This window comes from Cohnella nanjingensis (assembly GCF_014212125.1).
GTDB lineage: Bacteria > Bacillota > Bacilli > Paenibacillales > Paenibacillaceae > Cohnella > Cohnella nanjingensis.
The window spans coordinates 1-19,482 of the sequence record NZ_JACJVP010000005.1 but is presented as its reverse complement, the minus strand read 5'-3'; the positions used below and the strand labels follow the sequence as shown (position 1 = coordinate 19,482).

At 61.2% G+C, this 19,482-nt stretch carries 17 protein-coding genes; 7 read left to right on the top strand and 10 right to left on the bottom strand.

Going from position 1 to position 19,482, the window contains the following annotated elements; genetic code table 11:
- Window positions 1-56 precede the first annotated feature (56 nt).
- Both H7C19_RS03945 and H7C19_RS03940 read left to right on the top strand, forming a co-directional pair.
- Complete coding sequence (locus H7C19_RS03945) at window positions 57-1,784, top strand: putative glycosyl hydrolase (RefSeq protein WP_185141284.1); 1,728 nt, start codon at window positions 57-59, stop codon at window positions 1,782-1,784.
- A 135-nt stretch (window positions 1,785-1,919) separates the two neighbouring features.
- The gene (locus tag H7C19_RS03940; RefSeq protein ID WP_185141283.1) at window positions 1,920-2,288 is read left to right on the top strand and encodes a DUF3889 domain-containing protein; all 369 of its coding nucleotides are present in this window, start codon (window positions 1,920-1,922) and stop codon (window positions 2,286-2,288) included.
- A 445-nt stretch (window positions 2,289-2,733) separates the two neighbouring features.
- Here the strand turns inward: H7C19_RS03940 and H7C19_RS03935 are convergent, their stop codons facing one another.
- The 7 genes from H7C19_RS03935 to H7C19_RS03905 all read right to left on the bottom strand — a co-directional run bounded on the left by H7C19_RS03935 (window position 2,734) and on the right by H7C19_RS03905 (window position 10,774).
- Window positions 2,734-3,360: an NAD(P)-dependent oxidoreductase gene (locus tag H7C19_RS03935; protein WP_185141282.1), complete on the bottom strand. Its 627-nt coding sequence runs from the start codon at window positions 3,358-3,360 to the stop codon at window positions 2,734-2,736.
- 787 nt (window positions 3,361-4,147) lie between these two features.
- Entirely contained in the window at window positions 4,148-5,452 is a 1,305-nt protein-coding gene (locus H7C19_RS03930) for a 6-phospho-beta-glucosidase (protein WP_185141281.1), read from the bottom strand.
- Between the two features lie 22 nt (window positions 5,453-5,474).
- Window positions 5,475-6,464 carry an N-acetylglucosamine kinase gene (locus tag H7C19_RS03925; protein WP_185141280.1) on the bottom strand — a complete coding sequence of 330 codons (990 nt, stop codon included), beginning with the start codon at window positions 6,462-6,464 and terminating at the stop codon, window positions 5,475-5,477.
- A gap of 26 nt (window positions 6,465-6,490) precedes the next feature.
- Entirely contained in the window at window positions 6,491-7,495 is a 1,005-nt protein-coding gene (locus H7C19_RS03920) for a LacI family DNA-binding transcriptional regulator (RefSeq protein WP_185141279.1), read from the bottom strand.
- Between the two features lie 121 nt (window positions 7,496-7,616).
- Window positions 7,617-8,957: an ABC transporter substrate-binding protein gene (locus H7C19_RS03915; RefSeq protein WP_185141278.1), complete on the bottom strand. Its 1,341-nt coding sequence runs from the start codon at window positions 8,955-8,957 to the stop codon at window positions 7,617-7,619.
- Window positions 8,958-8,996: 39 nt separating this feature from the next.
- The gene (locus H7C19_RS03910; RefSeq protein ID WP_185141277.1) at window positions 8,997-9,884 is read right to left on the bottom strand and encodes a carbohydrate ABC transporter permease; all 888 of its coding nucleotides are present in this window, start codon (window positions 9,882-9,884) and stop codon (window positions 8,997-8,999) included.
- The gene (locus H7C19_RS03905) at window positions 9,881-10,774 is read right to left on the bottom strand and encodes a carbohydrate ABC transporter permease (RefSeq protein WP_185141276.1); all 894 of its coding nucleotides are present in this window, start codon (window positions 10,772-10,774) and stop codon (window positions 9,881-9,883) included. The genes H7C19_RS03910 and H7C19_RS03905 overlap by 4 nt, the downstream gene beginning before the upstream one ends.
- A gap of 313 nt (window positions 10,775-11,087) precedes the next feature.
- Here H7C19_RS03905 and H7C19_RS03900 point away from each other — a divergent pair, with 313 nt between their 5' ends.
- Window positions 11,088-13,391 carry an ATP-binding protein gene (locus H7C19_RS03900; protein ID WP_185141275.1) on the top strand — a complete coding sequence of 768 codons (2,304 nt, stop codon included), beginning with the start codon at window positions 11,088-11,090 and terminating at the stop codon, window positions 13,389-13,391.
- Window positions 13,392-13,444: 53 nt separating this feature from the next.
- On the opposite strand, the gene H7C19_RS03895 is transcribed toward H7C19_RS03900, so the two are convergent.
- Both H7C19_RS03895 and H7C19_RS03890 read right to left on the bottom strand, forming a co-directional pair.
- Window positions 13,445-13,894, bottom strand: a complete 450-nt coding sequence (locus H7C19_RS03895; RefSeq protein WP_185141274.1) for a threonine/serine exporter family protein — start codon at window positions 13,892-13,894, stop codon at window positions 13,445-13,447.
- A gap of 15 nt (window positions 13,895-13,909) precedes the next feature.
- Entirely contained in the window at window positions 13,910-14,668 is a 759-nt protein-coding gene (locus H7C19_RS03890) for a threonine/serine exporter family protein (protein ID WP_313731356.1), read from the bottom strand.
- 84 nt (window positions 14,669-14,752) lie between these two features.
- On the opposite strand from H7C19_RS03890, the gene H7C19_RS03885 reads away from it, so the two are divergent.
- The 4 genes from H7C19_RS03885 (at window position 14,753) to H7C19_RS34595 (ending at window position 18,665) form a co-directional block, all read left to right on the top strand.
- Window positions 14,753-15,802 carry an asparaginase gene (locus H7C19_RS03885; RefSeq protein WP_185141273.1) on the top strand — a complete coding sequence of 350 codons (1,050 nt, stop codon included), beginning with the start codon at window positions 14,753-14,755 and terminating at the stop codon, window positions 15,800-15,802.
- A 455-nt stretch (window positions 15,803-16,257) separates the two neighbouring features.
- Window positions 16,258-16,908, top strand: a complete 651-nt coding sequence (locus H7C19_RS03880) for a hypothetical protein (protein WP_185141272.1) — start codon at window positions 16,258-16,260, stop codon at window positions 16,906-16,908.
- A gap of 399 nt (window positions 16,909-17,307) precedes the next feature.
- Window positions 17,308-18,048 (top strand): MBL fold metallo-hydrolase, encoded by a 741-nt coding sequence (locus tag H7C19_RS03875; protein ID WP_185141271.1) that lies wholly within the window; start codon window positions 17,308-17,310, stop codon window positions 18,046-18,048.
- Between the two features lie 20 nt (window positions 18,049-18,068).
- Window positions 18,069-18,665, top strand: a complete 597-nt coding sequence (locus H7C19_RS34595; protein WP_246469299.1) for a CGNR zinc finger domain-containing protein — start codon at window positions 18,069-18,071, stop codon at window positions 18,663-18,665.
- 298 nt (window positions 18,666-18,963) lie between these two features.
- Here H7C19_RS34595 and H7C19_RS03865 read toward each other — a convergent pair.
- Window positions 18,964-19,482 (bottom strand): HNH endonuclease (locus H7C19_RS03865; RefSeq protein WP_246469298.1); only part of this gene is annotated, 519 nt, incomplete at its 5' end.

Sequence of the window (19,482 nt, the reverse complement as noted above, 5' to 3'; positions counted from 1 at the left end):
TCCTCCCCAGTATAGCACCTATAATCAGTCGTAAATAGACCCGATGGAGGGACGACATGGCACAAGCCCAACAAGCGTACGAGCATTTCAAGCTGGCGATCTATTGCACGGCCGGCTGCCTGGACAAGAGCCTGGAGGAGATCGCGAAGGACGTCGACTTTTTCCAGCGGAACCTGAAGCTGTCGAAGGTCTACTTGGAAAATCACCGCGGCGACAAGAGCCTGAGCAGGGAGCGGCTGCGCGAGCTGAAGGCGTTCTTCGAGGCGCGCGGCATCGAAGTCGCGGGCGGCATCACGCCGACGCTGGGGGCCGCCTACCGGCCCGGCTTTGAGCGGCTGTTCGGCGGCATCTGCTATACCGACGAAGCTTCGAGAGCGAAATTCCGCGAAGCCGTGGAGAATGCCGCCGCCGTGTTCGACGAGGTCCTTTTCGACGACTTCTTCTTCACGAACTGCGGCTGCGACGACTGCCTCGCGCGCAAGGGCGACCGCAGCTGGGAGGAATTCCGACTGGAGCTCATGACGGAGGTGTCCGAGCATCTGATCCTGAAGCCGGCCCGCGCCGTCAATCCGAAGTCCCGCATGATCATCAAGTATCCGAACTGGAACGAAGCCTACCAAGCGTCCGGCTACAATACCGAGACGCAGCCGCGCCTGTTCGACGGGCTCTATACCGGCACGGAGACGCGCGATCCTGCGATCAGCCAGCAGCACATTCCGCGCTATGCCTCTTACTCGCTGCTCCGATGGATGGACAATCTAGCGCCCGGCCGCAACGGGGGCGGCTGGTTCGACAGCCTCGATTGCACCTATGTCGACTATTACCTGGAGCAGGCGTACCTGACCGTCTTCGGCAAGGCCAAGGAACTGACGCTGTTCTGCTACTCGCTGCTGCGGGACAGCTACTATATCCCTGCGCTCGGCTTCCAGCTGGATAAGCTGGACCGGCTGGCCGGCGAGCTGGGCCATCCCGTCGGGGTGACGGTGTACGAACCGCATCACGCGAAAGGCGAGGACCATCTATACGACTATCTCGGCATGCTCGGCATCCCGATGGAGCTGACGCCGCACTTTCCGGCCCACCCCGCCGCGCCGCTGCTCATCACGCAGAACGTGGCCAGGGACGGGGACATCATCGACAAGATGAAGTCGTTCCTGCAGGCGGGCGGCCAGATCGTCATGACGTCCGGGTTCGTGAAGCGCATGACCGGCCATGGCGTCGAGGCGTTCACTACGATGCGGCCTACCGGCAAGCGGATGGCCGTCCAACAATTCGCGCTGAACACGAACAGCTGCACCTTCGACGAATTCGCCCTGGCCGGGCCGCCGCTGTCGTATCCGATCTTCGACTACAGCACGAACGGCACCTGGCAGTCGATCGTCGCCTTGAACGGGCACAACAACATTCCGATCCTCATGTACGACAACTACGGGAAAGGCAAGATCCACACGCTCGTCATCCCGGACCACTACGCGGATCTATGGAAGCTGCCGGAGCCGGTCGTCACCGCGCTGCGCGGCCTATTCACGGCGCGGCAGCTCGACTATCGGGTCGAGGGGCCCGCGAACGCCGGGTTGTTCGCCTACGACAACGGCGCTTTCGTGCTGGAGAACTTCGCGCCTCAGCCGCAGAAGTGGCGCATCCTCATTCCGCATGGCCGCGAGCTGACGGGACTGACCGCCGCGGCCCGCGCCACGAAGCTGGCCGAGAGCGAGCGGGACGGCGCCTCGCTGTACGAGGTGCGGCTGCAGCCTTCGACGTATGCGGCCTTTCGGGTCAAGTAGATCCTATGACCGCTCGCCATGCCAAGCCCTCGGGCCGCCGGCCCAGTTCCCGCCGACAAGTCGCCCGATAGCCTGGCCGGCGGTATGGATATGCTAAGGTCGAATTCGATCTGAGCCAGTTGAGGAGCGTATTTGATGCCGAGAGGAAAACAAGCGCTCGCGATACGGACGCTGTACGCAGTCGCCTGGGCGTCTTGGTTCGCACTTGCGCCCGGGCACGCGTCCGCCGCGGTTCACGCTGCCGCCGCCTACGCCCCGGCAGCCCCCGCCTATGCCAAATGGGGCCTCATTGCCGTTCAGGAGACGAAGGCCAAATATCCGAGCGCGTCCATCGTCGACTATTTACACATTGGCCGGCAGGATATTAGCGCCGCGTTGTCCGAAGAGACGTTCAAGCTATGGCTGCGGCAAGGAAACCGCGAATTCGGCGTCCGCGTCGTCGTGAGGTTCCGCCCGTCCGACGATCGCCTGGTGTCGGTACGCATGGAGAAGACGAGCTCCTGAGTCGGGAGTTCGTCTTTTTTAGTGCGCCGGAACGGTTTCGAGCCGGACTGCCCGGTTTAAAGACATCGTATTCCAACAGCCGCTCGCGAACGCGGCCTGAGGTGGCCGAGAACGCCGGAGGATCGCATCGAGAAGCCCTAAGTATTATGGAACGCCACTTACGCCGGCATCGGCGCGTAAGTCGCCTTGCCTTCGGCGCCGCAGTTGCGCCCCGATCCCCAACATGCGCCGCCCCTGCCCCATGGCACAGGCTCCGGCACCTTTTCAGTTGGCGCAGCCCCGGCTCCAGGCAAGGAGATTCCGCACAGCCAACGGCACGGAAGGCGAGAATCGCCCTCCGTTCGTCGGCGTCCGTCCGCTCCCCCTGATCGGCAATTCCGACAGCCGATCCCGTAAACACGGCAAACCCCTCGACCTTCCAGTCGAGGGGTTTGTCTAGCGCCGTTTAACCTTCCGATACGACGGTGAAGCGCTCGCCGATATGTCGCGGCTGCTCGATCTCGTCGACGACGGCAATCGCGTAGTCTTCGTAGCTGACATAGCTGCGGCCTTTGGCGTTCACCAGCAGGTTGTCCTGGCCGCTCTGGTAAGCGCCCGTCCGGGTGCCCAGCGCGAACTCGGCCGAAGGGCTGATGAACGTCCACTTCAAGTCGCTCGTGCCTTGGAGAATGCGTAGGTTCTCTCCTTGCGCGTTCGCGAGCGGCTTGATGAAGTCCGGGAAGTCCGGCGTGTCGACGACGCGCACCTTTTTCTCCGGATCGACGAACAGGCTGCCCGCTCCGCCTACGACGATAAGGCGCGTATCCGTTCCCTTTAGCGCATCGATGAGCCGATTACCCAGCTCCACGTGAAGCGAGACGTTCTCGATGTTGCCGAAGGCGTTCACGACTACGTCGAACGAGGATAAGTCCGCGGCTGTGAGCGCAAGCGCATCTTTCTCCAGTACGTTCACTTTGTCCGTGAGCTTGGAAGCGTCGCGAACGATCGCTGTAACGTCGTGACCGCGGCTCGCCGCTTCCTTGAGAATATTGCCGCCGGCCTTGCCCGTCGCTCCGATAATGCCGATCTTCATCTTCATAACCCTCCAGTTCCTATGTAAAATTTGCACGCATCATCCTGTAACTATTATAGTTACATTTCAGGTCAAAGTCAACCTGCTTACAAAATGGACTTGCGCCAGTATGTGCATGAATAGCCTGGCGTTTTCGCCCGGGCCCTCTCATCTCTTCACGCTAAAACAACGGACTGCCGCCGTATGCAAACCCTTCTAACCCGAAAATATCGGGTTGCATCCGCCAAATCAAGATTCCGCGATCATGTAACCCGAAAATATCGGGTTGCATCCGCCAAATCAAGATTCCGCGATCATGTAACCCGAAAATATCGGGTTGCCCCCCCCTAAACTAAGATCCTGCAGCCATGTAACCCGAAAATATCGGGTTGCATCCGCCAAATCAAGATTCCGCGATCATGTAACCCGAAAATATCGGATTATGACCCTCCAAACCATCCCCTAAGGCTCGGCAATAGAGAAACGGGTTCCCTCGCCCGTCCCCGACCATTTTTCTGCGACTTGCCAAGCTTGCGCCCACCCCTCACACGCCCTGTAATCTCTCACGCGCAGCTCCCTCCTGCCAACTCACTCCTGCCAGTTCACTCCCGCCAACTCACTCCTGCCATCTCACACATTCCAACTCACACATTCCATCTCACACATTCCATCTCACACATTCCGTCTCACACATTCCGTCTCACACATTCCATCTCACACATTCCAGCTCACACGCGCCGACGCCAAAAAACCCCCGCCCGCCGAAGGCGGAACGGGGGCTGCCAAACCAAGTCTCAGCCTCACTCCCTTACCCGCGGAAAAAAGCGGGCAAATAAGGCCTATTCTTCTCCAGCATGTCGGCCAGCAGCTGCTTGGCTATGCTCACCGACGGCACGAGTGGATGCGCGACCATCGCTTGCAGCGCGAGATCGCGGTCTCCCTCGACCGCGGCGCGGATCGTCAGCCGTTCGTACGTCTTCACGGCATGGATCAGCCCCTTGGCCTGCTCGGGCACCTGGGTGACCGGCAGCGCCAACGGCCCTTGGCCGGTGACGACGCAGTTCACTTCGATGCACGCATCCGCAGGCAGGAAGTCCAGCGTCCCGCCGTTCGGCACGTTCAACGTCTGAATGTCGCGCTTGTCGCCGTGCAGCGACTCCATCAGGTTCACGGCCGCTTCGGAGTAGTACGCGCCGCCGCGCTTCTCGAGCTGCTTCGGCTTCTCCTTCAGGTCCGGGTCCTTGTAGAGCTCGAACAGCTCGTCTTCGACCTTCTTCACGACCTCGGCGCGCGTGCCGCTCGCCTTCATCGACTCCAACTGCTCCTGCAGCATCGCATCGGTCATGTAGAAATACTTCAAATAATAAGAAGGCAATCCGCCCAGCGTCCGCAGGAAGTCGGCGTCCCACTCGCTCGCGGGCACGTTTTTGCCCGAGTATTCTTCGCGTTTGTCCAGCAGCTCCGGCAGCTTGTCGGCGCCGTTCACCTCGATGCGGGTAACCCAATGCAGATGGTTCAACCCGACGAACTCGGTATAGATATGCGAAGCCGGCGTCTCGTACTTCGTGCTGAGCCATTTCTGCAGGCCGATCGGCGCGTTGCAGAGACCGATGCTGCGAACCTTGGTATAGCGGTGGATCGCTTCGGTCACCATGCCCGCCGGATTGGTGAAGTTGAGCAGCCAGGCGTTCGGCGCCAGCTCTTCGATGTCGCGGCAGATGTCGAGCAGCACCGGGATGGTGCGCAGCGCCTTCATCATGCCGCCGGGGCCGGTCGTCTCCTGGCCGATGACGCCGTATTGGTTCGGGATATGCTCATCCCACTTCCGCGCTTCGAGCAGACCCACGCGCATCTGCGTGGAGACGAAGTCGGCACCTTCGATCGCGCGCCGCCGGTCGAGCGTGAGATGCACTTCGATCGGCAGTCCCGACCGCGCCACCATCCGCTGCGCCAGCGCGCCGACGATCTCAAGCTTGTGCTTGCCCGCCTCGATATCGACTAGCCACAGCTCCCGGATCGGAAGATGATCGTACTTCTGAATGAAGCCCTCGACGATCTCCGGCGTATACGAGGAGCCCCCGCCGATAACCGCTACTTTTAATCCCTTGGTCATTGCCAGTCACATCCCGTCTGTATCATGAAATGGAAGAGGAAATAGTCTGATAATCCGATACGCCGCGCAGTCGCTCGTATACGTGCGCGGGGAGGGGCTTGCCCTCCGCTTCGAACGCCATCCAGAGCGCGCCGACCACCGGCTCGATCTCGAGCTTCACGACCGAGGCGTTCGGCGCGACCGGCGCGACGGCCCGGCGAATCTCGGCATGGACGAAGTCGCCCTTGCCCCGGGTGACGATGCTGCCCGCGAGCACCACGTCGAACGCCTCCGCCTCCATGCCGAGCCGGCGGATGACCGCGACGGCCGACTTGCCGAGCTCCTTGCCCTGCACGCGCAGAATATCCTGCGCGACGGCGTCGCCCTGAACGGACGCCTCGAAGACCAGCTTCGCGAGATGCAGCGGCGGCGACTTGCCGTTGTCCAGGTAATCGTCGAACATCTCCTGCACGTCCGCGTAGCCCAGCTCCGTCAGGAGCAGATCCGTGAGCGCCGTGGGACGTTCGCGTCCGTCCCAAGATCGGATGACCGAACGGAACGCCTCGACGACGATCGTGCCGCCGCCGCCGAAGTCGCCGAACAGATAGGTGAAGCCTCCGCATTGGTAGAACTGGCCCGCCTGATTGCGCCCCGCGCTGTTCGTGCCGCTGCCGCAGATCAGGACGACCCCGTGCGGCCGGCTCGTGCCTGCCCGCATGGCGATCATCGTGTCGCAGTTAATGTCGTGCTTAGGGAACCCCAGCTCCGCGATCATCGGACGGAGAATCCGATAGTCCGGCTCGCGATCCGCTCCGGCCAAGCCGAAGTACGCGTAGGCGATCCGGTCCCGCGTCAGCCCAGCCTCGGCGAGCGCCATCTCGACGGACTCCGTAATATTGCGCTTCGCTTCCTCGTAACCCAATTGATGATTCCCGTTTCCGCTTTGCCCTTTGCCTACGATGACGCCTTGCTCGTCGGCGATCAGCGTATACGTCTTGCTCCCGCCGGCGTCGACGCCCAAGTAATAGTTCATGATATCCTCTCCCGCACCTTATGCTCTTATCTGGTATCCATGGAAGGCGGCGCCGTGGACGCCCGAACGACCAGCTCCGGCTCGAGCTGAATCGTCACGTTCCGCATGGGCGCGCCGTTAATCCAGCCGAGCAGCAACTCCACGCCCTCCTTCGCGATCTTCTCGGCGGGTTGGCGAACCGTCGTCAGCTGCGGCCGGAACGCCGAGGCGAGAATCTGATCGTCGAAGCCGATCACCGAGACGTCGCCGGGCACCCGTATGCCTTCGTTCTTAAATGCGTCCATGACGCCAAGCGCAATGTAATCGTCCGACGCGAACACGGCGGTCGGCAGCCGTCCCGATGCGATCCAACGGGAGGCGATCTCGTAGCCCGAAGGGATCTCGAATTCGCCCCGCTCCACCGCATAAGGCTCGAGCCTCGCGTCCGCCAGCGCCTGCCGGAACCCCCGCTCCCTCTCCCGGCTGCTGAGGTAGATCTCCGAAGCGGTAATATGGGCGATCTTCGTATGTCCAAGTTCGATCAGGTGCCGGGTCGCATCGTAGCCGCCTTTGAAGTTGTCCACGATGACGGACGGCGCGGAAGGGCCTGGATGCTGATTGTCCAGCATGACGAACGGGATTTTCTTCTTCTTGAGCTCAAGCACGTATTCGTCCTCGCGAATCGGAGACAGCAGGATGACCCCGTCCACGCGATCTTCCTGGAACATCATCCGATGGAACGATTCGTCGTAGCCCGTGGAGACCGAGAGCGCCAGGAAGTAACCGTGCTCGGCCAAGCGGTCGTTGATCCCTTTCACGATAGCGTCGAGAAAGGAGTCGTGGAGCGTCGACAGCGTGAGTCCGATGATGCCGGTCTTGCCTCTGGCCAGACTGCGCGCCGCGGCGTTCGGCTGATAGTCCAGTTCCTTCATCGCCTGCAGCACCTTGTCGCGGTTCTTCGGGCGCACGGATGAAGAATTGTTCAGCACCCGCGAGACGGTGACGACGGACAATCCGGATTTCTTGGCAACGTCAAATATGCTCACTTTCATCGAACCAGCGCTCCTGCCGTTCTAAAATTTTCTAGGATACGATTACCGTACCATAGCCAAGAAGCGCTGACAAAGGCGTATCGGCGGAGGAACGGCATGCCGTCCCTCCGCCTTCGCGGCGCTACTTATTCAGCCGCTCGAGCAGCTTGGTCAGCTTCTCTTGGATGACCGGAAGGACTTCTTCCGCTTTCTTGTCCCCGTTCTCTACCGGGCCCAACTCGTTGATGAACAGCTCGTTGATCTGCGAGTAGTTGTCGATCAGGTGGTTATACGATTCGAAGCCGTATTTGTAGGCGCCATCGTAGACTTGCTTGATCTGGGCCGGGTCGATGCCGTCGAAGCTGCTGTAGTACTTATCCGCCGCCTTCTGGTTGACCGGAGGGTTGCCCCCCGACAGCTCGATGGACTTCTCCTGCACCTCGGTGGTGATCAGATACTTGATCCATTCGAGCGCTTCCTTCGGATGCTTGGAGTCCTTCAGGATGAACAGCGGATCGACGTACAGCACGCTGCGCACCTTCGGATTCGGACCTTGCGGCACGGCCGCGACGCCGACCTTGAAGTTGAAGTTGTTCGAAGCCGCGAGGCTCCACGAGCCGACGACCGACATCCCGATCTTGCCGGAGAGGAACGGATCGCCGAATTGGCCGGATACCGACTTGCTGAACGCCGGGGTCGGCGAGACTTTCTGATCGTGAATGAGGCCGTAGATCTTTTTGTACGCGTCGATGACTTCCGGCTTGTCGAGGTTGACCTTCGAAGGCTTGCCGCCGTTCGTCCACGTGTCTTCCGAATAGACGTCGGCGCCGAAGTATTGCACGCGCTGATCCCGCTCGCCCCAGCCGAAGTCTACGCCGTACTGCGCATCGGCCAGGTTCTTGGAGTCCACCGTCATCTTCTTCGCGGCGTCGACCATCTTGTCGAACGTCCAGCTCTTGTCCTCGTAATCCGTCGGCGGATAGGCGACGCCGGCCTTGTCGAACATGTCCTTGTTGTACAGCATGACGGTCACGTAGCTGTTGAGCGGCACGCCGTACGTCTTGCCGTCCACCTTGTAGATGTCCATCACGTTCTCGGGAATGTTGTAGTCCGCGGCGTTGAAGCCGTCATCCTGCAGCAGCTGCGACAGATCCATCAGCATGCCTTTGCTGTAGTACTCCATGAAGCCGCCGTAGCCCCAGTGGGACGTGACGTCCGGCGCTTTTTTGCCGGCGATGGCGGATTGCAGCTTGGAGTCGAACTGCTCGTAAGGCGCCTTGGTGACCTTCACCTTGATGTTCGGATGCTTCGCCTCGAAGTCCGGGATCAGCTTCTCGACGAACGTGCGGTCCGGCGAGTCGATCGTGTAGTGCGTGATCGTGACCGTCTTGCCGCTTCCCCCTTCGCCTTTGGAGCAAGCCGTTCCCGCCACGACGGTCGTAAGGGCGATGCAAGTTGCCGCGGACAACCATTTCTTGTTCATAACCCCATCCTCCTGATCTCTTATCGATTCTATGTGGGCTTACTTGATGCCGGTTAGGACGATGCCCTCGACGAAGCGCCGCTGGGCGACCGCGAACAGCGCGATGATCGGAAGCGACGACAAGATCGCGGCCGCCATCAGCAGGTTCCAGGGCGCGAGCCGGAACTTCGACGACATCATCGCGGCCATCCCGATCGGGAGCGTGAAGTTCTCCTGCGAGTCCAGGTACAGGACTGGGGCCAGCAGATCGTTCCAGCTCCAGATGAAGGTGAAGATCGATACGGTCGCGAGCGCGGGGCCGGCCAGCGGAAGCGTGATGTTCCAGAACAGCCTGAACTCGCTGCTGCCGTCGATGCGGCCGGCGTCGTACAGCTCGTTCGGCAGCGTGGAGAAGAACTGCTTGAGCAGGAAGATGATATAGGCCGAGCCGAAGAAATTCGGCAGGATCAGCGGCAGGAGCGAGTCGTGCAGCCCGATCTTCGTGAACAGCAGAAACTGCGGGATCATGATGGCCGGATAAGGCAGCATCATCGTGCTCAGCACGAGCATGAACAGCAAGCCGCTGCCGCGGGTCCTGTAGCGGGCGAAGCCGAAGGCGACGAGCGACGAGGACAGCACGGTCCCGATGACGGAGGAGACCGCCACGATCAGGCTGTTCCCGTACTGCTGACCGAACTTGATGTCGCTGTTCGTGAACAGCTCCGCGAAGTTCGACCAGGCGAACGTCTCCGGGATGAAGGTCGGCGGGAAGGCCAGCATCTCCTTGGTCGTCTTGAGCGACGTCGAGACCATGAACCAGAGCGGCGACAGCATGGCGACCGTCACGACGAGCAGCAGCGCGAAGCCGAGCAGCGCTCCCCAACTCAGCCGCCTCCGCTTGCGGGGCATCGGAGCCGGCTCTTTGTCCGCGATGGCGGTTGCGTTCATCGGCTCTGCCCCCCTTCGTAGTACACATAGCGGTTCGAGGTCTTCATGATGATGTAGGTGATGATCATGACGGCGATGAGCAGGATCCAGGCCATGGCGGAGGCGTAGCCGTACCGGAAGTTCTTAAAGGCGTTGATGTAGATGTTGTACACGTAGAACCAGGTCGAATAGCTCGGTCCGCCTTGGGTGATCGTATAAGCCTGCGTGAACACCTGGAACGAATCGATGATGCCGATGATCAGCTGGAACAGGAATACGGGAGAGATCATCGGGAAGGTCACGTTGCGGAAAGTCTTCCAGCGCCCCGCGCCATCCAGCTTCGCGGCTTCGAGCAGGTGCTGCGGCACGCCCTGCAGGCCGGCCAGGAAGATGAGCATCCCCGCGCCCATGCCCCAGAAGGACATGATGATGAGCGCCCAGATGGCGTACCTCGCGTCCAGCAGCCACGGAATCGGATCGACGCCGAACCAGGACAGCACGTAGTTGAAAAGACCGGCTTGCGGATTGAACACCCAGAACCAGAGCAGCGACATCGCGACGCCCGAGATCATGCTCGGAAAGTAGATCGCCGTGCGGAAGAAGCTCTGGAACGGCACCTTCTGGTTGATGAGCATGGCGAACGCCAGCGAGAGCAGCAGCGTCAGCGGCACGCTGATGAGCGTGTACTTGAGCGTAGCCCGGATGGAGTTCCAGAACTGCTCGTCATGGAAGAGTTCGCGGAAGTTGTCCAGACCGATCCACACCGGCGCATGCACGACGTCGTATTCCGTGAAGCTGTAATACAGCGAAGCCAGGATCGGGAACAGCGCCAGCACCACGAATCCGACAAGCCATGGGGAGATGAACCAGTAGAACGCCTTGGTCTCCCTGTTCATCCGCTTCCGTCTCATTTCCTAAAACTCCCCTCGATTCGAAAGTTAAATCGCTTTAACTTTTAAGAGAAACAGAAAGACGTTCACAAGGACGACTGCTATAATATTTGTTAGCGTTATCATAAACCGGGAACAAGCCAGAACGCAAGGCCAAAAGTTTAAGTGCTTTAATTTTTGTGAAGAATGTACAACCTCTCCCCCTTGTCGGGCAGGCGCTTTTCTATAAAAAAACTACCGGGCGCGCCGGCCGGGCGAACAGGAATTGCTCGAAAAACGTCTAATTCTTTAGAAACACCCCAGATTGCCGTTGAGAAATAGGAGGCACCCTCCCTTGTCCATCAAGGCGAAATTATCGTTATACATCTCATTTCTAGTCGCCATCATCCTTTTCCTCAATATATCGATCACCTATTTCTCCACCAAGTCCGGCCTGGAGGAGCAAGCCCTGCAGCAGACGGAGATCATCGCCAAGCAGGTCGGCGCCTCGGTGAAGTCGTCCTGGCGGGCGCGGCAGTTCATGGAGGAACAGATCGGAGAGAAGCTGCGGGCGGCCGCCGTCGCGGCCGAGGCCCAGCTTGATCCCGACATCGCCAACGTGACGAACGCGCAGTTGGTCGCGCTCAGCCGCAAGCTTGAAGTGGACGGCATCACCCTCTGGAAGAAGACGGACGACGATATTGTCGTGCAGAAATCTTCGGAGTCCAAGGAGATCGGGCTGGGCTCCAAGACGATGGACTACTGGTATACCGCCTTCCAGCAGCTCTTCGCCTTGAAGCCGGTCACGGTCGTCCAAGGCCAGAAACTGACGCATTACTGGTCCGGGCCGATCAACTTCTCCACCTCCGATCCTTCCAAGATCAACAAATGGGGCAGCTACTACGACGGTTCGACCAACTATATGATCAACCCGTTCGTTCACGTGGAAGTATTCATGGACTTCGAGAAATCGATCGGGACCGAGGGCATCATCGCCCAGCTGCTCAAGGACAACCCCGACATTCTGGAGATCGCCGGATTCGACCCCGAGTTCTTCGGCAAGAATCCCATCATCAAGATCAAGCAGGGCAAGCCCGTCTACAATCTGGACGTGCGCGACCTCAAATTCGGCCACTACATCTACAGAGACGTGCCGGCGGACAAAGCGGTCATCGACGAGGCGGTTCAGACGGGACGAATGATCACGAAGTCGGCCGACCGGAACGGCAAACGGCTCCTGAAGAGCTTCATCCCGATCGCCGCGGACAAGAACTACGTCATTGGCGTCAGCTTCGACCGGAACGTCATCCGCGAGACGCTCGTGCATCAGCTGCTCGTCCATAGCTTCATCGGTCTCGGCCTGCTGGTCGCGACTGTCTTCGCGAGCTACTTCCTCGCGGGCTTCCTGATCCGTCCGCTGCATCAGATTCTGCGCAAGGTCAACGCCGTCGCCGGCGGCCGGTTCGGCACAAGCCTGCCGATCCGGAGCAAGGACGAGCTCGGGCTCCTCGCCTCGCGCGTCAACACGATGTCCAGCAATCTGCATTCGTACACCACGCGGCTGAAGGACGCCGCGGAGGAGCTCCGCAGCACGAAGCAGTATCTCGAATCGTTCGTCAATCAGACGTCCGACGCCATCCACGTCGCCGATCTGAACGGCCGCCTCATGCAAGTTAACAACGCCTTCGAGAAGATGTACGGCTGGCGGACGGAAGAAGCGCTCGGCAGCGCCTTGCACAACATCCCCGAGGATCTGCAGCCGGAATTCGCCCGCATCCTCGGCACGGTCATGGATGGCGGCGCCGTGGCGGATTACGAGACGGTCCGCTATCGCAAGGACGGCGCGCCGATCGACGTGAGCATGACGATCTCCTCGATCCGCGACGAGGAGGGGGCGATCGTCGCCATCGCCTCCATCTCCCGGAATATCACGGCGCGGAAGCAGACCGAGGAGGTGCTGCGCCGCTCGGAGAAGCTGTCCATGGTCGGCCAGCTCGCCGCGGGCGTCGCGCACGAGATCCGCAACCCGCTGACGACGCTGCGCGGCTTCGTGCAGCTGCAGATGCAGACGGGCCGCTCCTCCCCGCAGCAGCTCCAAGTCATGCTGTCGGAGCTGGATCGGATCAATCTCATCGTGAGCGAGTTCCTGATCTTCTCGAAGCCGCAGGCCGTGCACTACCAGCTCGTCGACGTCCGGCGGATCATGCAGGAGACGATCTCCCTGATCGAATCCCACGCGCTCTTGAGCAACGTCCAGATCGAGCTGCGAACCGACGAAGACATTCCGCCGCTCAACTGCGAGCCCAATCAATTGAAGCAGGTGTTCTTGAACGTGCTGAAGAACGGCATGGAGGCCATGCCGGAGGGCGGGCGGCTGCAGATCGATATCGCGGGGGAGCCGCGGCTGGATCGCGTAGCGATCCGCATCTGCGACGACGGATGCGGCATCCCCGAGCAGGAGCTTGGGCGGCTCGGCGAGCCGTTCTATACGAGCAAGGAGGCCGGCCACGGCCTCGGTCTGATGGTGAGCCAGCAGATTCTGGCCAATCACAAGGGCAGCATTCGCTACGAGAGCGAAGTCGGCCGCGGGACGTGCGTGGAGATTCGGCTGCCGGCCTACGCGGACGGCTTGCGCACGCCTCAACTGCCTGCCGGTTGAGACGCCTGTGACGCAGAGGCTAAGGGATTGCGGCGGACGGGCGGGCGGCGCGCTCAGCCGTTCTGGCGGGCGCGGGCGCTTCTTGCGATCTGCTGAACCACCTCGGAGAAGACGAGACCGACCGCGATGGCGCCGGAGAGCATGAAGGCTTTGGCCGCCAGCTGAACGGCGGCCTCATAGTCGTTCTGCACCGCCTTGCGCATCGCGTCGTACGCCATGCCGCCGGGGACGAGCGGGATGATGCCGGAGACGATGAAGACGGTGACAGGCACCTTGAAGCGGATCGCCATCCCGTGCGCGAGCAGCGCCACGAGGAAGGCCGAAGCCCAGGTGGCGATCGCCAGGTCGACGGACAGGCGCATCAGGGCGTAATTGAGCAGCCAGCCCGCCATGCCGGCCAGCCCGCATTGGACGAGCGTCTGGCGCGGCACCTGGAACAGCACGCCGAACGCCGCCGTGCCGATGAAGCTTGCGAGCAGCTGCTCGAGATATCGAATCGCCATGGAGGCACTCCTTTCCTAGTTGAGGGTCAGCACGAGCGCGACGCCCGCACCAATGGCGAAGGCCGTCAGGAGCGCTTCCGCCCCCTTCGAGATCCCGGATACGAGATGTCCCGCCATCAGATCCCGAACCGCATTGGTGATCAACAAGCCCGGAACGAGCGGCATCACCGACCCGATCATGATCAGGTCCAGGTCGCGCCCGAATCCGCTGCGGACGGACAGGAAGGACAGCAGCCCGATCACGAAGGACGCCAGCAGCTCGGCGAAAAACTTGATCGATAGCAGCCGCCCCACCGTCGCGGCGACATAATAGCCCGTCCCTCCGGCGACGACGGCGGCCGGGACGTCCGCCAGCCGGCCCTGGTACATGAGGAGGAAGCAACCGCTCGCGATCGCCGCAGCCGCCACCTGCCAATGGACGGAATAGACGGGCTTGGCCCGGCTGGCCGCGGCCAATTGTCCGTACGCTTCCGTCACCGTCATTTCGCCTTGGCCGATGCGCCGCGAGATCTCGTTCACCAGGGCGACCTTGCTCAGATCCGTCGAGCGCTGCGAGATCCGCACGAGCCGGGTGGCGGGCTCCGCCCCCTCGATCGAGAAGAGGATGCCGGTCGGCGTGACGAAGCTATGCGAGCTCTGAATGCCGAACGAAGCCGCGATCCGCGCCATCGTATCCTCCACCCGGTACGTTTCTCCCCCGTTCTCCAGCATGATCTTGCCTGCCAGCAGGCAGACTTGGGCGACCGCCCCGCTCACCTCTGTCGAATGCTGCACCGATGTCCCTCCATTTGGCGAAAAAGCTCTTGTCTAGTAGTATGGGGTTATTAGCAATCGGATGCAAACGGAGGGAGACGTCCTTTGGACAAGATATTAGTCGTATTTACCGGCGGCACGATCGGCAGCAGAAAGGGCGATCGGGGGATCGACGTGAACGAAGCCGGGTCCTACTTTCTGATCGAACAATATGAGCGGTTGGAGAACAACCGCGGTATCGCGTTCGAAGCCGTCCAACCCTACAATATTCTGAGCGAAAATCTGGTGCCGGAGGATTGGGCCCGACTGACGGCGGCGATCCGGTCGGCCGATCCCGGCGCCTACGCAGGCGTCATCGTGACGCACGGCTCCGACACGCTGGCCTATAGCTCCGCGATGCTCGCCTATCTGCTCTGCGACGCATCCGTGCCCATCGTCGTCACGGCCAGCAACTATCCGCTGGACGACGCGCGCAGCAACGGACTCCGAAACTTCGCGGCGTCGGCGGACTTCATTCTGGATCAAGCGCTGTCTGGCGTGTTCACGGTGTTCGGCAACGACCGCGGCGAATCCGTCGTCTACCTGGGCACGCGCATCACGCAGGCGCTGCCGTTCACCGATCAATTCGACTGCACGTACGACGCGCCCTACGGGACGATGACGGACGGGCGCTTCGTCTGGAACGACCATCCGGTGAACCCTTCGCCGGAGACGCTCCGCAAGCGGGCGCCGGTCGCTGCGCCCCATTGGGCGATAGGGGATGCCATGCCGCCGGTCCTGTACATCAAGCCGTACCCGGGCATCGACTACGGAGTCTACGATTTCTCGCGCCGCGCGCCCCGCGCCGTGTTGCACGACCTATACCACTCCGGCACGGCTTGCACGCGGGAGGCGGCGGGCCGCTCGCTGGCGCGGTTCATCGCCGACTGCCGGGCGCACCGTACGGACGTCTTCCTCGTGCCGATGCGCGACCCGGCCGGGGACGTCTACGCCTCCTCGAACAGCCTCACGGAAGCCGGCGGCATCGCGATCGAGAATATGTCCGCCGAGGCCGCGCTCATGAAGCTCATGCTGGCGTGCGCCAACTTCGACGGGACGGAGGAGATCGTCCGCTTCCTGCGGACGCCGCTGTTCTACGAGGACCACCGGGCTTAAGGCGGCGAAGAGGAGGGAAAGCCGGTTCGCGGGCTGTAGCCCGATTTTTTTAGGGTTACGCGCGGCGCTGGGGCCGGTTTGCAGGATGTAACCCGATTTTTTCGGGTTACGCACGGCGCTGGGGCTAGTTTGTGGGCTGTAACCCGATTTTTTCGGGTTACGCGCGGCGCTGGGGCTAGTTTATGGGCTATAACCCGATTTTTTCGGGTTACGCGCGGCGCTGGGGCTAGTTTGTGGACTGTAACCCGATTTTTTCGGGTTACGCGCGGCGCAGGGGCTAGTTTGTGGGCTGTAACCCGATTTTTTCGGGTTACGCACGGCGCGGGAGCCCGTTCGCAGGCTGTAACCCCACGAAGCGATCCATCATTTGGATGAACCATGCACCGCGCCAAGCGAAACATTTGGGCTTGCCGATCCGTCTTACAGGTAAAATCCTAGAGCCAAGGTGATCCCCCATGAGACTCAAGACGTTCGCATTCCTGGCCGGCACGGTTACGCTGGCGGGATCGATCCTGATCGGCGCCATGAACCCGCAATTCGCCCTGTCATCCGCCGTCCGGTCGGTAATCTCTTCGGATTCGGATCATCGCGGATCGCCATCCGCCACGCCGCCTCCGATGCGGCCCGTGACCGATCCGGGGAGCTACGGCGACGGCCAATCTTCGCTGCAGCATTTAATCGACGCCTCCAGCCTGATCGTGTCCGGCACCGTCATCGCGCAGGCGATCCGGCAGGACGGACGCGCCGTCATCTCCACCGTCGAGGTGCGGAATCGTCTAAAGGGAGCGTCGCCTTTCCATATTCGCGTCATTCAGAACGGACAATTCGGGGATGCGGGACTTCTGCAATCCGGCGAAAAATATATCCTCAGCATGAACCCGCAGCCCGACGCGACGCCCGATACCTACTACATCGTAGGCGGCGGCATCCAAGGCTTGTTCCTCCAAAGCGGCGGCACGTTGAAGAATGAAGATCCCGCGATGGACGCGGATCTTCAAGCGATGTCCGACCTGTCCCAGCTATCCAGGGCCGATGCGCTCGAAGCGCTGATCGCAGGTCGCTTGCACCAGCCGAACGCGACAGTCCCGAAGCGAGTGTCGGTATGACCGGCGATGAAGCGAGCGACAGCGTAGAGGATCCAAGGAAGCTTGCCGCCTACAACAGGACCACTGACGGCACCTGAGCGAGGAACGGTTTAACGAGGCGATAAAAGGCCATCCGCTGCCTGCATTGCAAGCCAGCTGACGGTACCGGAGCGATCCATGCATCATCACGCGGAAGTAAGCGATTGGCGAAATGGGCCCGCACCCCGGCTAGACCGGGCAAGCCGCGGTTCTCCCATTCATACCGGAAAGACAGGAAAGACAGCCGAGGCGCTGTCTTTTTTCAATGCCATGCATAACCCTTTAATTATATGTTTACAGGTTATAACGAATCAGGTATACTCCAAACATAACCAATGAAATGATTATAAAGGGTTATACAATTAAAGGAGATGGATGAATATGAACGTTCAAAAACTGCCTTGGGCAGGCATTCGCGTAACATCGGGCACCAGCGCGGTCGTCATTGACCCGCTCTACAACTTTCCGACCAAGTACGGCTCATCGAACGAACCGCTTTTCCCGCTTCGCGCGTTCGGTCCGGCGAACGCCGTGCTGATCACCCACGAGCACGGAGATCACTTCGACCCCGCCGCCATCATCGATGCCTATGGCCCGAATGTGCCCGTATTCCTCCCCGCGGAGAGCGTCGCAGTCGCTCTGGCGGCCGGGTTGACGAACGCGACCGGGGCTTCGGTCGGCGAAGCTTTCCGAATCGGCGCCTTCACCGCCACGGCCACCTACTCGGTGGACGGAGTCGGCGACTGTCAGGTAGCTTGGGTAGTCGACGACGGCGAACGGCGCCTCTTCCACGGCGGGGATACGCTGTGGCACGGCTACTGGTGGAAGATCGCGAAAGCCTTCGGCCCATTCGACGCCGTCTGCCTGCCGGTCAATGGCGCTATCCTCGAACGTCCGGATATGACGCCGTTCAGCGGCATGCCGATCACGCTGATTCCCGAGCAAGCGGTCGCGGCCGCCGTCGTCCTGGGAGCCAAGCGCCTCGTCCCGATACACCATACGGCCATCCACAAGCCGCCTCTCTACCGGCAAACCGACGACTGGCAGGGTCGCCTGCGGTCCAGCGCGGATGGTAAAATGGAAGTGGCGCTGCTGGCCTCGAAGGAATCGATAACGTTATAAATTACAAAGGATGACGCCCTATGGATAAACCCCAGTCCCTCTATATGCGCGGAGGCTCTTCTTGGATCAATCTGGCGAATACGCTGCATATGCGAGACGGGCGTGTAGCGGACGCCTTCTCCGAACAGGCGAACCAACTGGCATGGCTTCGGGAAAATGAGCTGCTGCCCGCGGATGCGCCCGATCCTGCGCCCGAGGCATTGGCGACGATTCACGCGGCGCTGCGGGAACTGCGCGAGGTGTGCACGGCCGTCTTGGCCGATCTGGATCGGGATGGCGCGTTGACGGCGGGCACGTTCGAACGCATGCGCGCGCACGCAGAGGCGATCGCCGTCGCGTTGCAGGCGACTCGCGACGGCGAAGGCCGGGTCGCGCTCGCTCCGCGCGGACGGAACGCCGTCGACGCGGTGCGCTATCCGATCGTACGCTCGCTGTTCGATACGCTGACCAACGTCGCGTTAGATCGCATCCGCGCCTGCGAGCACGAGGCCTGCATTCTGCACTTCGTAGACACCTCCAAGGGCGGCAAGCGGCGCTGGTGCAGCATGGAGTCGTGCGGCAACCGCCACAAGGCCGCGGAGTTCTACGCGAAGAAGCGGCAGCGGGCGCAGGGATGAGCGCGGAGCAGAGCATACGCAGGGCTGTTTCGGGAAGCATGCGAAGTAAATCTGCCGGCGACGGCGGATGCCGAGTCGCAACGGACGACAAAAGACCTCGCCGTATGCTGACGGCGAGGTCTTTTGGTGTTCTGGGGAAGCTGCCCGCTTTGGGAGCTGCGTCAAGCTTTGCGGCTAAACCTCAAATCCCGGGGAAACCCGTTCATTGGGGAATGCGAAGCACCCCGGCGCGCCTCCGAGGCACGCTCAAAGACCGGAACGAGACTCCCGAGCCGTTCCGGATATCGGCCGTGCTCGTTCAGCCTTCCTGCAGCGATGTGGCGACCCGTTCGGGGATCCCGGCGCTTATGAATTCGTCAAGATCTCGATTGGCCTTCGTTTGGTTGCACAGATTGCACGCGCAGACGCAATTGTCCGGCGTCGTATGTCCGCCCTTGGACCGGGGCAGCAGATGGTCGATCGTATCTCCGTACTCCCCGCAGAAATAGCAGGTATACCGGTCGCGCGTGAGGATCATGCTGCGGAAGTCCTTGTTGCTGAACAGCCGGCGGATCGTATGGCGGTTCACGACGATGGCGGCCCGTTCCTTGACGAGCGTCGCCGCCATCTCGAGATCGATCTCCTGATACCATTGGCGCCCCTTGTCCGTCCGGCCCCGCATGCGGATCACGCCTTGGCGCGTCGGCCGAAGCGCCGCATGGTCGTGCGGATCGATATGGCGGGCAACCGCATGCGACGGCGCCTGCGCGGGCGGCAGTACGACCGGCGCGCGCTCCGGCTGGCGCGCCGAGCTGCGCTTGGCCGCGCGAGCCTGGGC

Excerpts from the sequence above, each read along its gene's own strand:
- H7C19_RS03945 (WP_185141284.1), top strand. The coding sequence starts at position 57 with ATGGCACAAGCCCAACAAGCGTACGAGCATTTCAAGCTGGCGATCTAT.
- H7C19_RS03940 (WP_185141283.1), top strand. The coding sequence starts at position 1,920 with ATGCCGAGAGGAAAACAAGCGCTCGCGATACGGACGCTGTACGCAGTC.
- H7C19_RS03935 (WP_185141282.1), bottom strand. The coding sequence starts at position 3,360 with ATGAAGATCGGCATTATCGGAGCGACGGGCAAGGCCGGCGGCAATATT.
- H7C19_RS03930 (WP_185141281.1), bottom strand. The coding sequence starts at position 5,452 with ATGACCAAGGGATTAAAAGTAGCGGTTATCGGCGGGGGCTCCTCGTAT.
- H7C19_RS03925 (WP_185141280.1), bottom strand. The coding sequence starts at position 6,464 with ATGAACTATTACTTGGGCGTCGACGCCGGCGGGAGCAAGACGTATACG.
- H7C19_RS03920 (WP_185141279.1), bottom strand. The coding sequence starts at position 7,495 with ATGAAAGTGAGCATATTTGACGTTGCCAAGAAATCCGGATTGTCCGTC.
- H7C19_RS03915 (WP_185141278.1), bottom strand. The coding sequence starts at position 8,957 with ATGAACAAGAAATGGTTGTCCGCGGCAACTTGCATCGCCCTTACGACC.
- H7C19_RS03910 (WP_185141277.1), bottom strand. The coding sequence starts at position 9,884 with ATGAACGCAACCGCCATCGCGGACAAAGAGCCGGCTCCGATGCCCCGC.
- H7C19_RS03905 (WP_185141276.1), bottom strand. The coding sequence starts at position 10,774 with ATGAGACGGAAGCGGATGAACAGGGAGACCAAGGCGTTCTACTGGTTC.
- H7C19_RS03895 (WP_185141274.1), bottom strand. The coding sequence starts at position 13,894 with ATGGCGATTCGATATCTCGAGCAGCTGCTCGCAAGCTTCATCGGCACG.
- H7C19_RS03880 (WP_185141272.1), top strand. The coding sequence starts at position 16,258 with ATGAGACTCAAGACGTTCGCATTCCTGGCCGGCACGGTTACGCTGGCG.
- H7C19_RS03875 (WP_185141271.1), top strand. The coding sequence starts at position 17,308 with ATGAACGTTCAAAAACTGCCTTGGGCAGGCATTCGCGTAACATCGGGC.
- H7C19_RS34595 (WP_246469299.1), top strand. The coding sequence starts at position 18,069 with ATGGATAAACCCCAGTCCCTCTATATGCGCGGAGGCTCTTCTTGGATC.